Source organism: Sporomusa sp., assembly GCF_057736855.1.
The window spans coordinates 1-13,563 of the sequence record NZ_JBYKYF010000050.1 but is presented as its reverse complement, the minus strand read 5'-3'; the positions used below and the strand labels follow the sequence as shown (position 1 = coordinate 13,563).

The window sequence follows — 13,563 nt, the reverse complement described above, 5'->3', positions numbered from 1 at the left end:
TTTACCTGCTTTTAATTGCGACTAACTGTGTAATCCTGGGTGTACCGCTTATTAATGCTACAGAAAATTATGGTTTTCTAAAAAGTGTTGTTAACGCTTTTGGTTCAGGTGCGGGTTTTGCATTGGCCATCATCCTTATGGCTAGTCTGCGGGAAAAACTTCAGTATGCCGATGTTCCTAAGACATTGCAAGGCTTAGGAATTGCCTTCATCCTGGCAGGTATGTTGGCGTTATCCTTCCTTGGTTTTTCCGGTATGATTCCGCTATAAGTTTAAGATGAAAGGAGAGTGTGAAATAAATGGAACAAGGAATGCTTCAACATTCGCTGGTTATTGTCATGGTTTTGACGGGTTTAGGCCTCTTATTTGGGTTTATTCTAGCCTTTGCCAATAAGAAAATGGCTATAGAGGTTAATCCGTTAATTCATCTGGTAGAAGATGTTTTGCCCAAAGGACAGTGTGGTGCCTGTGGCTATGCTGGTTGTCTGAATTATGCCGAGGCAGTTGTAAATAATCCTGATGTGCCACCTAATCTTTGCATTCCTGGTAAGGAAGAAGTTGCTAAGTTGGTGGCTGACTTGACTGGAAAAGCTGCTGCTCCCGTGGAGCCGCGTGTTGCCCAAGTAAAATGTGCCGGTACGTATACAAAAGCAGTAAAAGCTAGCGAATACCAAGGGGTACAGGATTGTGTAGCTGCAAACTTATTGTTTGGTGGTCCAAAAAGCTGTAGGTACGGCTGCCTTGGTCTTGGCACCTGTGTAAAAGCATGTCCATTCGGTGCTATGGAGATGAGTGCAGAAGGCTTACCGATTATTGATCCAGATAAATGTACTGGCTGTGGAAAATGTGAAAGCGTTTGTCCGAAAAAAGTTATTACCATGATGCCTATAGGTGCTCCAGTTCGTGTAAATTGCAACTCACATGATAAGGGTGCTGTAGCGAAGAAAGCTTGTAGTGCTGCTTGTATTTGTTGCTCTTTGTGCATGAAGGAATGTCCGCATGGCGCCATTAAAATGGATAATAATTTAGCTGTGGTTGATGCCAAAGTATGTATGGAGAAATGTAATAATCCTACCTGCTTAGCTAAATGCCCAACTAAAGCCATCAGACATGCTGTGCTGGGCGTAGTGCCTGGTAGTGAAAAGGATAGTGTAGCGTAAGCTAACGCCATACGCTAAAGAGGAGGGAGAGATCCCTCCTCTTATTTTTAAGGATATTTTTGGTACGATTTGCATAAACCAGTATTTTAATGTAAAATAGAATAGAATATGAGCAGGGTGGCAATTATGCTAACAAAAGCTGACAAATGGTTAATAGGTGTACTTTTATTTGTAGCCACAACCGGCATCGGACTCAATTTGTACTATTTGTCAGGGGCTAGTGGACAAGACAAAAATATGGTTATATCTGTAAATGGGCAGATAGTAAAAACAATTCCGTTACGTCCGGGTTATACAGGTGAATTTAGAATTGACGGTCATAACGGGTTTAACATTATTGAGTATAAAGATGGCAAAGTACATATGAAAGAAGCAGACTGTCCTGATCGAATTTGTGTTCAGTCTGGCTGGATAACCACTCCACCGCAGCAGATCGTATGTTTACCTTATCGGGTTGTTGTCAAAATTGTTGCCAATAGTTCTGCTGATGTTGACGACATTGTGAGGTAGCTATGGTAAAAACAAAACGAATGGTTTTTTTAGCATTGCTTGTAGCCGTAGCTGCAGTCCTGCATATCGTGGAAAGCTGGTTGCCGGTTCCTGTTCCTATACCTGGTGTAAAGCTGGGATTGGCCAATATCATTTCACTGCTGACAATCATTATGCTTGGGTGGCGGGATGCTATGTATGTGACTGTAGCCCGGGTTTTGTTAGGATCGTTATTTGGTGGGACACTATTTGGCCCGGCATTTATGATGAGTCTGGGTGGTGGGCTGGTCAGTATCTTTGTTATGAGCTATGTTGCTGTCCATTACCGAAAACTATTTTCCCTTGTCGGTATTAGTGTGTTTGGCGCAATCAGTCACAATATAGCCCAAGTCATGTTGGCAGTAATACTTGTCCATAGTTGGGGGCTGCTTTGGTATTTGCCTTACCTACTGCTGTTTGCTGTGCTAACTGGCTTATGTACTGGCTTAGCGGCTAACTACTTTTTTGCAAAATTTCCAGCATGTAATAATGCTATTTATAAAGACGCTGATTAATTTTATATGCCCTTAATTTTCATTTGCTCAATAAGCTTGAGGAGGTTTAAAGGTGAAAACCGGCACCAAAAGAAGCTCTTCCGCCGGAAAAAGTATAGGGTTGATGCTCTTGTTTCTTATCACCGGAGCAGTTGTCGGCGGTATGTTAGGCGAGCTTGCTGCAAGTTCCAGCCTGTTATCAGGCATTGCTCCGTATTTGATAAAACCATTTCCGGTGTTTGATGTGCCACCAGTGGCCATTAACCTATATGTAATCAAGCTGGTAATTGGTTTTGCCTTGTATCCTAATTTGATGAGTATTTTAGGGATTATTGTGGCAATTATGCTCTTCCGGCGTTTTTAGGAGGATTCGCATGGAATTTATTTTGGCATCATCATCGCCTAGGCGTCAGCAACTTTTGGAATTAATTGGTCTAACTTTTAAGATTGTTGTCAGTCAAACGCAAGAAGATAATGCGAAAGACTTGCCGCCCCATGAATTGGCGGTGATTCAAGCACGCGATAAAGCCGTAGATGTTAGTCAACAGGTTTCCTGTGAGGCAGTCGTCATCGGGGCTGATACTATTGTGGTTTTAGATGGTAAGGTGTTTGGCAAACCGGTTGACAGACAAGATGCTATCAGGATGCTTATGGCGCTTGCCGGCAGAGAACATACGGTGATTACCGGTGTGGCTGTGGTTAAAGGCAACCAAATATATACAGGGTACAGTACCACGCAGGTTAAAATCAGAAACTTGACGTTGCCCCAAATAGAGCGTTATGTGGATACCGGCGAACCTATGGATAAAGCCGGTGCTTATGCTATTCAGGGACGGGGAACACTGCTGGTGGAAAACATTAACGGTTGTTATAATAATGTAGTGGGTTTACCGCTTGTGTTACTGTCAGAATTGCTTAGCCAAGCGGGAATTGAGTTGTTATGACTATGGACAAGCAGTTAATGATGAAAGAGTTGCCTGAAACTGAAAGACCGCGGGAAAAAATGCTTGCTAAGGGAGCCAAAGCTCTTAGTAATGCCGAGCTGCTGGCGATACTTCTTCGTACAGGCACAAAAAATATGCCGGTGATTCGCCTGGCTGAGCAACTGCTTGTAAAATATGATTTATCTGGTCTTGGCAGTATATCACCCCAAGAATTGAGTAAAACAGCAGGTATCGGATTAGTCAAAGCCGTTACTGTAAAGGCGGCGATCGAACTGGGCTGCAGGATGACTCAAAAATCCCCAAGTGAGCGTCCAGTAATCAGAAATCCGCGTGATGCTGCAGAGTTAATGATGCCAGAACTAAGGTATCAGACGAAAGAACATTTTGTAGCCTTACTTTTATCTACCAAGAATCACGTTATTGCCCGGGCAATGATATCTGTTGGGAGCTTAAACGCTTCAATTGTTCATCCACGGGAGCTTTTCCGGGAAGCCATTAGTTATAGTGCTGCTTCGATTATCTTGGTACATAATCATCCCAGTGGTGATCCAAGCCCTAGCCAAGAAGATATTACGTTGACAAAACAACTGGTAGAAGCCGGAATGCTGCTCAATATTTCAATACTTGACCATGTAATAATAGGAGACGGCAAGTATGTTAGTTTTAAAGAAAAGGGAATAATATAATAGGTTTCTAAATGAAAGGGGCAAAATGTCTATGTTTAATTTGTTCGGTTCACTTTCGCGTGATATGGGTATAGATCTTGGTACGGCTAATACATTAGTCCATGTTAAGGGTAAAGGAATTGTGCTTAGGGAACCCTCCGTAGTAGCTATTCAGCGTGATACCGGGGAAGTACTGGCTGTTGGTGAGGAAGCCAAGCAGATGATTGGCCGTACGCCGGGAAATATTGTGGCCATTCGGCCATTGAAAGATGGTGTAATTGCCGATTTTGATGTCACTCAGGCTATGCTTAAATATTTTATAAAAAAAGCTATGAATTCAAAGTCTTTTATCAGACCAAGGGTTATTGTCGGTGTACCTTCCGGTGTTACCGAAGTGGAAAAAAGAGCAGTTATTGATGCTACGATTCAGGCCGGAGCAAGGGAAGCCTATTTGATCGAAGAACCAATGGCCGCTGCTATCGGCGCAGGTTTGCCTGTTCATGAACCAACTGGCAATATGGTTGTTGATATTGGTGGTGGAACTACCGAAGTAGCAGTTATTTCGCTGGGGGGAATTGTTACTAGTCGTTCTATCCGTATTGGTGGCGATGAGATGGATGAGGCCATTATTCAATATATTAAACGCACTTATAATTTAATGATTGGCGAACGGACGGCAGAAGAAGTGAAAATTACGATTGGTTCGGCTCTTGTTCCCCAAATTGATGAAGAGATGGATGTACGCGGGCGGGACTTAGTCACTGGTTTACCTAAAACTTTGGTGATAAAAGCTAGTGAAGTGCAGTTAGCCCTTAGTGAACCGGTAGCTGGTATTATTGAAGCGGTTAAAGTCACCTTGGAGAAAACTCCACCTGAACTGGCTTCTGATATTATGGATCGCGGTATCGTAATGACTGGTGGAGGTTCGCTGTTAAGGGGATTGGACATACTGCTTAATAAAGAAACCGGGATGCCGGTACATATAGCGGAAGAAGCATTATCCTGTGTTGCTGCCGGGACTGGTGGAGCGCTGGAAAGTATTGATCTTTTAAAACGCGTATTAATGTCAACCAAAAAGACTCAGCAAGGGTAACCAGAATATTTGAAATTATTGTTAAGGAAGGGGCCCGAAAAGTGCGATTTATTCACAAAAAGGCGGTCATTCTTCTCGTGGCGGTGCTCACCGTCTTTTTGCTGGCCGGTACTGTAACCAGGGGAAAATATCAGTTTACGTTTATGGAGCAGGCTATCATTACATTACTGACTCCGATGGATTATGTGTTAAGTAAACTTGGTTACGGCGTTCGTCAGACAGGGGCTTTTACTCGACAACTTATGACAGCACACCAAGATATACAGGTGCTGAAAGCAGAACTTGAACAATTGCGCCAAAAGGATGTTAATACTACGGAAATTTTAGCGGAGAATGCGCGGCTGCGGACACTGCTGGATTATAAAAAAAGTGTTCCGCAGTTTGACTTTGTCACCGCGCAAGTCATTGCCCGTGATCCAGGGACTTGGACTAATGTTCTTATCATTAATCGCGGTAGCGCCGATGGAATAGCGAAAGACATGGTAGTAGTCACTGCACAAGGATTGGTCGGTAATGTTGTAACTGTGTATAATAATGCTGCCAAAGTGCAGCTTATTTTGGATCCGCGAAGTGCGGTTGGTTGTTTGGTACAACGGCCTGAGTCGCGGGTAGCTGGCATAGTTGAAGGCAGTGCCTTTCATTCTAATGCACCACGAATGGTTAATATTGCTCGCGATGCTGATGTAATTAAAGGTGATAAAATTATTACATCCGGCTTTGGCGGTATCTATCCGAAGGGTTTACTAGTTGGTGAAGTTGTTGATATAGTTAACGAGGAAGGCGGATTACTAAAATATGCTGTCTTGAAGCCAGCAGTAGATTTTGATAGACTAGAAGAGGTGCTAGTGATTGTACGTTCCCGCGAACCATTACCTGAGCCGCCAGTGCCTGGTCAAGCTAAGACGAGTTCGTCGATACAGCCGAAAGGAGCAGGTCAATGAGAACGTTTGTTGTCTGGGCCGGCTTACTACTGGGCACAATTGCCATTCAGTCTGTTTTATTGCCGATGATTTTTAGCAATGATACGAAACCCGACCTCTTGCTAATTATTGTCGTAGCCAGTGGCTTGCTTGTCGGCCGGGAACGGGGGGTTGGTGTTGGCTTTTTTGCAGGCGTAATGCAGGATTTTGCGTCAGGTAATGTTTTTGGATTAAACACCTTGTCAAAAATGGCTACAGGCTATGTAGCTGGTATGGCTGAACGTAAAGTATTTAAAGAAAGTATAGCATTGCCGGTTTTGGCTATTATCATGGCTACTTGCTTTAACAGCGCGATTATGCAGGCATTGCTTTTCCTGTTGGGGTATAAGGCGGAGCTTATTCCCTTACTACAATATCAGTTATTGCCTTCCTTATGTTATAATGTTTTGTTTTGTATTCCGATTCATCGGCTGATTTACAAGATTACTTTCGGTAATCGCAGTCAATTTTAAAACAAGGTTAGTCCTCCGGTGTTTCAGTTCATTGGTACTCTTGGAAGGGAGCTTGTCTGATGCTTGCTAAACGTGTACATGGCAGGTTAGAGATTTTAGGCATGATTATTATTTTTATTTTTGTTACTTTAGTATCTCGCCTTGGCTATTTGCAAATGGTACAAGGTCAATACTACGGGCAGCTAGCAGACGGCAACCGAATCCGACTTATTCCCATCATGGCCCCACGGGGTGTTTTTTATGACAGGAATGGTGTAACGCTGGTCTCGAATCGTCCAGGTTTCACCATCTCTTTGTTGCCTATAAATGGTCCGGTTCCTGATGAAGTCATTGACAAATTGGCTGTTATCCTTAACATGGATGCCAAAGCAATAAGAAATAAGTTATCTCAGCAAACAGGCTCGTTTGAACCTATCCGGGTTAAAACCGATGTTGGTCCTGAAATTGTTACAAAAATTGAAGAACGGCGTTCCGAACTGCCTGGGGTTGTTATTGAAATTCAACCACTGCGAAATTATATTAATAATGAGCTTGCTGCGCATATATTTGGGTATGTCGGTGAAATTAATGAGCAAGAATTGGAAAGTCGTAAATCCCAAGGGTATAAAGCTGGCGACATCGTAGGTAAATTTGGCTTAGAAAAAGTCTATGACAAAGAAATTCGCGGAATAGACGGCGGCAATCAAGTAGAGGTTGATGCTAATGGCCGACCAGTACAGGTATTAGGTAAGAAAGATCCAATACCTGGTCATAATTTAGTCCTAACCATTGATTATCGAATTCAAAAGGCTACAGAAACAGCTATTGAGGAACAGCTTACTTATCTGCAGACCAAAGGCGGATATCCCAATGCTAAGGCAGCAGCAGCCGTAGTGTTAAACCCGAAGACCGGGGAAGTTTTGGCCATGGTAAGCCGCCCGACATTTAATCCTAATTCTTTTATTGGCGGTATCTCGAGTAAGGACTGGAAATTACTTAATGAAAATCCGAATCATCCGATGGATAACAAGGCTATATCTGGTGTTTACCCGCCAGGGTCAACTTTTAAAATTATTACTGGTGCAGCAGCCTTAGAGCTTGGAAAAGTAACTCCAGAAGAAAAAATCCTTGATACAGGTAAACACTGGCTTATACCCAAGGGTAATGCTATGGGAGAAGCATTGGGATGGATTGATTTCCGTGAAGCATTAGCTAAATCGGACAATGTGTACTTTTACGAGTTAGGTAATCGGTTAGGTATCGATAATCTGGAAAAGTATGCACGGATGTTTGGGCTAGGGGAGCTTACCGGGATAAATTTGCCTGGAGAATCTGATGGGTTGGTGGCTAACCGGCGGTATAAGGAAAAAGTATATGGCGAAGATTGGTATTTATCGGAGACTTTTGATGCTGCTATCGGGCAGGGGTTTCAACTGGCAACCCCATTACAGATGGCAGTCGTTATTAGTCAAATTGCCAATGGCGGTCACCGCTATAAACCTCACTTGGTTAGTAAAATTACTGACCATAATGGCGAGGTTATCAAAACCTTTGCACCGGAAAAAGTTGGGGAGCTGACGATTTCTAAAAGTACGTTAACCCTTATCCAGGAAGCGTTGCGAGATGCTGCTCATGCGGATGGTACTGCGGCCAATACTTTTGGCAATTTCCCGATTGCTATTGCGGGTAAAACAGGTACAGCCGAAAACTCGCATGGTAGTGACCATGGCTGGTTTGTGGCCTATGCTCCTTATGAAGACCCACGAGTGGCAGTAGCCGTTATCGTTGAACAAGGCGGCTTTGGTACATCTTCAGCCGTACCAATTGCTAAAAAAATTCTGGAAGCCGCTTTTAATATCAATCAGGTTCCGACTGAAGCAGCTAAAATATATCGTCCGCAGACGGCATTGTAAGTAAATATGTAAAAACCGTGCATTCACTGCTATTGGTCTGTTATGTGCGTACTGAAATCTTTTGCGCATAAGTAACATGAGGTTAGACATAAAAGTCGAGCCTCATGTTTTCTATTCTCAGTATTATGTTGCATTGTTTTTATGGCCTGCATGGTGTAAAAAGTATGGAAAGGCACCGACTAGATACCCTAACTGAGTATCAGGATTGTCGTTAAAAAAGAACTGTCCTGTCAGCCAAGCAATAAATGGGGATATACCATGAATTAATACCAATATCCATAAAGGAATAACTGGCCTTTTTAAGACTCGAAAAAATTCTTTGATACTTGTACCAAGGGCGGTAACAAACGTCGTATAGGCAAACGCACCGACTACGACAGCCCTTAAGGCAGGAGAGTCAGGCAATGGTATAAAAAATCCGGCTATTAAACCTGAAAGTACAATAAAGAACATATGTTGTCCTAGCCATGCAGTAATTTTTGCTAATGTATTAATCACTTTAAAAAAGCCTCCAATAAAATGTACCTATTCTCTATTCGGGATTACTTTGGCATTCCCTGTTGCAACTGGTATTTGAACCTGAACTGTTATGATCAGCTAATTTTACGCTGGACAGTACCGATATAGCTTACATTCCGGTAGATAGTTGCTTCGCGGCGGGCCGAGGACGGCGAGAATCTCATTCATGCACACTTAGATGGCGAGTATTAATTTACATCCTGTGTAAGTACACAGGATGATTGCAAAAAGCTTTAATATGTACGTTAGATTGCAGGATATTTGCGAAATAGAGCGAATTTTAGTTGACATATAGATAATAATTTGTGGTAAAATTTAGGAGAAGGTATGCGGGAGGATGTAATATTTAAAGGAAATAAAGACGGCCTTGAACTGGTATTAAACCAAACGGCTGATTTTGCTGCTATTTTAGAGCAACTCAAACAGAAGTTGGAATCGGCTGCGCATTTTTTTACTGGCAGCACTAGTGTCAAAGTATCATCAGCAACTGATACATTAACCGGTGATGAGCGTAGGCAGTTGATTAATTTGCTGGCCGATTATGGACTAGCCTTACAGGATCAGCCTTCCTCCGAGTCTCAGCCGACAGAAATATTGTCTCAGGCTGATTGTTATGACAAAACTACTGATGTGGAATACCGTCGGGAGACTGACACCGGGCGGCAAACATTGATCATATCAAAAATGCTTAGAAGCGGCCAAAAGGTTGTATTTGATGGTTCTGTCATCGTTATGGGGGACGTTAACCCCGGATCTGAAATTATTGCTTCTGGCAATATTACAGTATATGGGACGTGCAGAGGCTTAGCTCATGCCGGAGCTAACGGTGATCAAACAGCTACGATTACGGCAGATAAACTAATGGCAGGCCAGTTGAGAATTGCTGGGCTTATTGCTAGGGCTCCTGATAACCAGGAGGCACCTTCATACCCGGAAACAGCTCGCATTAGTGGTGGAGTTGTTGTGATTGAACCGGCAGAAAGCGCAAAGATTACATAGGAGGGAAATTGATGGGGGAAGTAATAGTTATTACGTCAGGAAAAGGCGGCGTAGGAAAAACGACGACAACCGCTAATATAGGAACTGGTTTTGCTCTTCAAGGTAAAAAAGTTGTGTTAGTTGATGCGGATATTGGCTTACGGAATCTTGATGTGGTCATGGGGCTTGAAAATAGAATCGTTTATGATCTAATTGATGTGACGGAAGGCAATTGCCGGTTAAAACAAGCTCTGATTAGGGACAAACGGTTCGATACCTTATACCTGTTGCCGGCGGCTCAGACCAGAGACAAAAATGCTGTTACACCAGACCAGATGAAACAGTTATGCAAAGAATTGGCGCAAGAATTTGATTATGTAATTATTGACTGCCCGGCAGGTATTGAGCAAGGCTTTAAAAATGCTATTGCGGGTGCTGATCGTGCTATTATTGTTACAACGCCGGAAGTGTCGGCTGTTCGGGATGCTGATAGAATTATTGGTTTATTAGAGTCAGAGGGTAAGCATAACCCTAAGTTAATAGTAAACCGTATTCGACCGCTTATGGTCAAAAAAGGTGACATGATGGATATTGACGATATTATCGAAATTTTAGCTGTTGATTTACTGGGAATTATTCCTGAAGATGAGTATATTGTCATATCCACTAACCGAGGCGAACCTGCTATTGTCAACAACTCCGCCCTAGCTAGTACGGCCTACCGTAATATTGTCCGACGCCTGGCAGGCGAAAACGTTCCGCTCATGGTTCTCGAGACTAACGAGAGCTTATGGGGCAAGTTCAAGAAAGTCTTGGGATTTTAACGCGTGACGTAAGGAGGGGAAAAGGTTGTTTGAAATGATTCAAAAACTGTTTGGCCGAGAACCGCAAGGTTCTAAAAATATTGCTAAAGAACGACTACGGTTTGTTCTGGTGCATGACCGTGTCAATGTATCGCCACAGTTTATGGAAGTCATTAAAGATGATATGATTAAAGTAATTTCCAACTATATGGATATTAATGAAAATGAAATGGAAATAAATCTGACTCGAACGAACACCCAGGTTGCTTTAGTGGCAAATATTCCGGTAAACCGCATGAAACGAACCATACCAGGAGAGTAGAGCATAGAGGCAGAAGTAAGAGAATACTTACGCTGCCTTTTACTTTTGCTCAATAGGTCGCTTCTCAAGACGATGTTGATGCAGGCAGCGGTTCGATTGCTTACTCAATGACTGAAACGTTCACTTTGCTTTAAGTTTCACTATTTTATTGCGGATACTGGACGCAGGCTTGAAATACTATTATAATATATAAGACATTGTCAGAGAGAGGTTACTAGGTTATGCTTAACCAGCGACTGTTGCGAAACTTGGACTTTATTCTTATCGGTGTTACGGTTCTTATCATTCTTATAAGCCTCATTGTTATCGGCAGCGCTACCCATATCAATACTCCGAGCGAGGACCGATATTGGTATGTACAGCGTCAGGGTTTTTTTGTTCTGGCAAATATTGCCGTTATTTTTTTAATGTTAAACTTTGATTATAAATCCTTGGAAAAATTCTCAGGATTTTTGTATGCTATAAATCTAGTGATGCTGCTTGCTGTTATGTTTGTTGGACAAACGGCGCTTGGTGCGCAACGCTGGATTCAGATTGGACCCATTAGTTTGCAACCATCGGAGTTTTCCAAGATTATTATGATTATTGGTTTGGCTCAGGTTTTGGATAAGCGAACAGGCAAATTAAATACTATTAAAGACATTATTCCGGTGTTTATTTATGTAGGCATACCCTTTATCTTGGTGTTAAAGCAGCCTGATCTTGGAACTTCGTTAGTGTTCATGGCTATCTTATTTGGAATGATTTTCGTAGCAGGCATTAATATGCGTCTGCTTATGGGCATTTTTGCTGCTGGCTTGGCCTTTATGCCAATATTTTGGCATTTTTTAAAAGATTATCAAAAAATGCGGTTAACTGTGTTTATTGATCCCAATGTAGATCCTTTGGGATCAGGCTATCATATTATTCAGTCTAAGATTGCTATTGGTTCAGGTATGTTGTTTGGTAAGGGCTTGTTTAATGGTACTCAAAGCCAACTGAATTTTTTGCCGGAGAATCATACCGATTTTATTTTTGCCGTGATTGGGGAAGAACTGGGATTTGTCGGCGCTACGTTTATCTTGCTGCTCTACCTTATCTTACTTTATCGCGGGGTCAAAATTGCCGGAGCTGCCCGTGACAATTTCGGCACCCTTTTGGCAACAGGGATTGTCTCCATGTTAGCCTTTCATTTATTGGTAAATGTGGGGATGACGGCGGGAATTATGCCTGTTACTGGCATTCCCTTGCCGCTTATGAGTTATGGTGTAAGTTCACTGACCACCAATATGATCAGTATTGGGATCTTGTTAAATATTTATATGCGACGGCAAAAAATTCTTTTTTGATCGAAAATGCAACCATAAATGTATATGATTCCAACAACTACTAGCTTTGTTTATCATAGTGTATGCAGACAGGTTACCCAGCCTGTCTGTTTTTTTTTTGTGAGTTTACATGGTTGGCACACTGAAGGTTTTATGAGCGAAAGAGATTTTTAGGAGCTTGTTTGCCTGGTTATAAATCTGTGTTTTCAGCATATATATTCCATAAGAATACTTGAGCCGGGATTTATGGAGGGTTTAATATGACAAAGCTATGGAATCGTTTGAAAAACCGTTGGCCATTTGCTGCTCGGAACACGGAAAAAACCTGGCAATTGTATTATGATGACGAACCTGACTATAGTTGGCTAAAAAAAACAGTAGTAGCTTTAGTGATTTTTGGACTGGTTTATGGTGCTCAGGTATCAAATACTACAATCGGACAGGAAGTAACAAGTGCTGTCCGTCAGATACTGATAACGCAGACTGACTTTGCCTATTATGCAGCAAGAACCGTGGATTATATCCGTACGTATTGGCCGAATAGTGCTGATTTATCGGGGATACCTGTTTTAAAGCACATGCAGACGACTATTTCGCGGCCTGCTGATCCGTTACGATATATGACCAAGCCTGTGGACGGGCAGGTGATGACCCAATATGGCTGGCAAAGCAATGCCGCGGCTAAGCAGGATATGATGCATGAGGGCATTGAGATTGCTGCTCCGGCAGGAGCCGGTGTGCGGGCCGCGGCTACCGGAAAGGTCAAAATTGTTAGCGACAGTGCTCAGTTGGGAAAGTTACTAATCATTGATCATGGGAAAAATATTGAAACCATCTATGGACACCTGACAGATATATTAGTTAAAGAAGGTGATGAGGTAAGCCAGGGACAGGTGGTTGCTCGGGTTGGAAAAACGGGAACTGCTGTGTCAGTATTATATTTTGAACTACGGGAAAACGGCAAAGCGATTGATCCTTTGTCACGAATAAAGTAACTGCCTCAGGTGTGGAATATTTCGGGAAAGGCACTTGCTTATTTAGGAACCCAGTTCTATGTCTACTTGTGAGACTGAGGGTTATAGGACTTAGTCATCGGAGAAAAGGAGATGTAATTAGATAAAAGGATGTGAAATATGCGGGCAGGAAAGATAGCAGGCGTTGAAATCATAATAAATAATTGGTTTTTAGGGTTAATTGCCGTATTCGCGGCTGTCGGTCTTAGCGATAAGGTATTGCTGATCGTTAGTGCAGTATTATGGCATGAGTTAGCGCACATGTTGATGGCAGGCGGCTTAGGGTATAAGGTCAAACAAGTAGAATTGCTACCCTTTGGCGCTACAGCGCGGATAGAACGCCTGGCTGATGCCGGAGCAGTAAGTGAAATAATGATAGCAGCCGCCGGACCAATTGCAAGTTTAGGTCTGGCG

General features: G+C 42.6%; 18 protein-coding genes. 17 read left to right on the top strand and 1 reads right to left on the bottom strand.

Going from position 1 to position 13,563, the window contains the following annotated elements; all coding sequences use genetic code 11:
• The 11 genes from AC29Z1_RS05325 to mrdA form a co-directional block, all read left to right on the top strand.
• Window positions 1-269, top strand: a 269-nt coding sequence (locus AC29Z1_RS05325; RefSeq protein ID WP_488270420.1) for an Rnf-Nqr domain containing protein, incomplete at its 5' end; no start/stop codon positions are given.
• Window positions 270-298: 29 nt separating this feature from the next.
• A complete protein-coding gene (gene rnfB, locus AC29Z1_RS05320; RefSeq protein WP_488270419.1) occupies window positions 299-1,159 on the top strand; it encodes an RnfABCDGE type electron transport complex subunit B in 861 nt (286 codons plus the stop codon).
• A 126-nt stretch (window positions 1,160-1,285) separates the two neighbouring features.
• Window positions 1,286-1,669: a NusG domain II-containing protein gene (locus AC29Z1_RS05315; RefSeq protein WP_488270418.1), complete on the top strand. Its 384-nt coding sequence runs from the start codon at window positions 1,286-1,288 to the stop codon at window positions 1,667-1,669.
• Between the two features lie 2 nt (window positions 1,670-1,671).
• A complete protein-coding gene (locus AC29Z1_RS05310; protein ID WP_488270417.1) occupies window positions 1,672-2,202 on the top strand; it encodes a Gx transporter family protein in 531 nt (176 codons plus the stop codon).
• 52 nt (window positions 2,203-2,254) lie between these two features.
• Window positions 2,255-2,545, top strand: a complete 291-nt coding sequence (locus AC29Z1_RS05305) for a DUF4321 domain-containing protein (protein WP_488270416.1) — start codon at window positions 2,255-2,257, stop codon at window positions 2,543-2,545.
• A 10-nt stretch (window positions 2,546-2,555) separates the two neighbouring features.
• Window positions 2,556-3,125, top strand: coding sequence for a Maf family protein (locus AC29Z1_RS05300; protein ID WP_488270415.1), 570 nt, complete (start codon window positions 2,556-2,558; stop codon window positions 3,123-3,125).
• The gene (gene radC / locus AC29Z1_RS05295) at window positions 3,122-3,811 is read left to right on the top strand and encodes a RadC family protein (protein ID WP_488270414.1); all 690 of its coding nucleotides are present in this window, start codon (window positions 3,122-3,124) and stop codon (window positions 3,809-3,811) included. The genes AC29Z1_RS05300 and radC overlap by 4 nt, the downstream gene beginning before the upstream one ends.
• Window positions 3,812-3,842: 31 nt before the next feature.
• Window positions 3,843-4,883, top strand: a complete 1,041-nt coding sequence (locus tag AC29Z1_RS05290; protein WP_488270413.1) for a rod shape-determining protein — start codon at window positions 3,843-3,845, stop codon at window positions 4,881-4,883.
• Between the two features lie 41 nt (window positions 4,884-4,924).
• On the top strand, window positions 4,925-5,824 hold the full coding sequence (gene mreC / locus AC29Z1_RS05285; RefSeq protein WP_488270412.1) for a rod shape-determining protein MreC: 900 nt from the start codon (window positions 4,925-4,927) through the stop codon (window positions 5,822-5,824).
• On the top strand, window positions 5,821-6,315 hold the full coding sequence (gene mreD, locus AC29Z1_RS05280) for a rod shape-determining protein MreD (protein WP_488270411.1): 495 nt from the start codon (window positions 5,821-5,823) through the stop codon (window positions 6,313-6,315). Before mreC ends, mreD begins: the two co-directional genes overlap by 4 nt.
• 59 nt (window positions 6,316-6,374) lie before the next feature.
• On the top strand, window positions 6,375-8,207 hold the full coding sequence (gene mrdA / locus AC29Z1_RS05275; RefSeq protein ID WP_488270410.1) for a penicillin-binding protein 2: 1,833 nt from the start codon (window positions 6,375-6,377) through the stop codon (window positions 8,205-8,207).
• Between the two features lie 123 nt (window positions 8,208-8,330).
• On the opposite strand, the gene AC29Z1_RS05270 is transcribed toward mrdA, so the two are convergent.
• Window positions 8,331-8,705, bottom strand: coding sequence for a hypothetical protein (locus AC29Z1_RS05270; protein ID WP_488270409.1), 375 nt, complete (start codon window positions 8,703-8,705; stop codon window positions 8,331-8,333).
• A 348-nt stretch (window positions 8,706-9,053) separates the two neighbouring features.
• On the opposite strand from AC29Z1_RS05270, the gene minC reads away from it, so the two are divergent.
• The 6 genes from minC to AC29Z1_RS05240 all read left to right on the top strand — a co-directional run.
• On the top strand, window positions 9,054-9,725 hold the full coding sequence (gene minC / locus AC29Z1_RS05265; protein ID WP_488270408.1) for a septum site-determining protein MinC: 672 nt from the start codon (window positions 9,054-9,056) through the stop codon (window positions 9,723-9,725).
• 11 nt (window positions 9,726-9,736) lie between these two features.
• Window positions 9,737-10,528: a septum site-determining protein MinD gene (gene minD / locus AC29Z1_RS05260; protein ID WP_488270407.1), complete on the top strand. Its 792-nt coding sequence runs from the start codon at window positions 9,737-9,739 to the stop codon at window positions 10,526-10,528.
• Window positions 10,529-10,553: 25 nt separating this feature from the next.
• A complete protein-coding gene (gene minE / locus AC29Z1_RS05255; protein WP_488270406.1) occupies window positions 10,554-10,829 on the top strand; it encodes a cell division topological specificity factor MinE in 276 nt (91 codons plus the stop codon).
• Between the two features lie 221 nt (window positions 10,830-11,050).
• Complete coding sequence (rodA, locus tag AC29Z1_RS05250; RefSeq protein WP_488270405.1) at window positions 11,051-12,157, top strand: rod shape-determining protein RodA; 1,107 nt, start codon at window positions 11,051-11,053, stop codon at window positions 12,155-12,157.
• A 239-nt stretch (window positions 12,158-12,396) separates the two neighbouring features.
• Window positions 12,397-13,131, top strand: coding sequence for a M23 family metallopeptidase (locus tag AC29Z1_RS05245; protein WP_488270404.1), 735 nt, complete (start codon window positions 12,397-12,399; stop codon window positions 13,129-13,131).
• A 138-nt stretch (window positions 13,132-13,269) separates the two neighbouring features.
• Window positions 13,270-13,563: site-2 protease family protein (locus AC29Z1_RS05240; RefSeq protein ID WP_488270403.1), on the top strand; the 294-nt coding region annotated here is incomplete at its 3' end.

Coding starts and splice junctions, on each gene's coding strand:
- rnfB (WP_488270419.1), top strand. CDS start 299: ATGGAACAAGGAATGCTTCAACATTCGCTGGTTATTGTCATGGTTTTG.
- AC29Z1_RS05315 (WP_488270418.1), top strand. CDS start 1,286: ATGCTAACAAAAGCTGACAAATGGTTAATAGGTGTACTTTTATTTGTA.
- AC29Z1_RS05310 (WP_488270417.1), top strand. CDS start 1,672: ATGGTAAAAACAAAACGAATGGTTTTTTTAGCATTGCTTGTAGCCGTA.
- AC29Z1_RS05300 (WP_488270415.1), top strand. CDS start 2,556: ATGGAATTTATTTTGGCATCATCATCGCCTAGGCGTCAGCAACTTTTG.
- radC (WP_488270414.1), top strand. CDS start 3,122: ATGACTATGGACAAGCAGTTAATGATGAAAGAGTTGCCTGAAACTGAA.
- AC29Z1_RS05290 (WP_488270413.1), top strand. CDS start 3,843: ATGTTTAATTTGTTCGGTTCACTTTCGCGTGATATGGGTATAGATCTT.
- mreD (WP_488270411.1), top strand. CDS start 5,821: ATGAGAACGTTTGTTGTCTGGGCCGGCTTACTACTGGGCACAATTGCC.
- mrdA (WP_488270410.1), top strand. CDS start 6,375: ATGCTTGCTAAACGTGTACATGGCAGGTTAGAGATTTTAGGCATGATT.
- minC (WP_488270408.1), top strand. CDS start 9,054: ATGCGGGAGGATGTAATATTTAAAGGAAATAAAGACGGCCTTGAACTG.
- minD (WP_488270407.1), top strand. CDS start 9,737: ATGGGGGAAGTAATAGTTATTACGTCAGGAAAAGGCGGCGTAGGAAAA.
- rodA (WP_488270405.1), top strand. CDS start 11,051: ATGCTTAACCAGCGACTGTTGCGAAACTTGGACTTTATTCTTATCGGT.
- AC29Z1_RS05245 (WP_488270404.1), top strand. CDS start 12,397: ATGACAAAGCTATGGAATCGTTTGAAAAACCGTTGGCCATTTGCTGCT.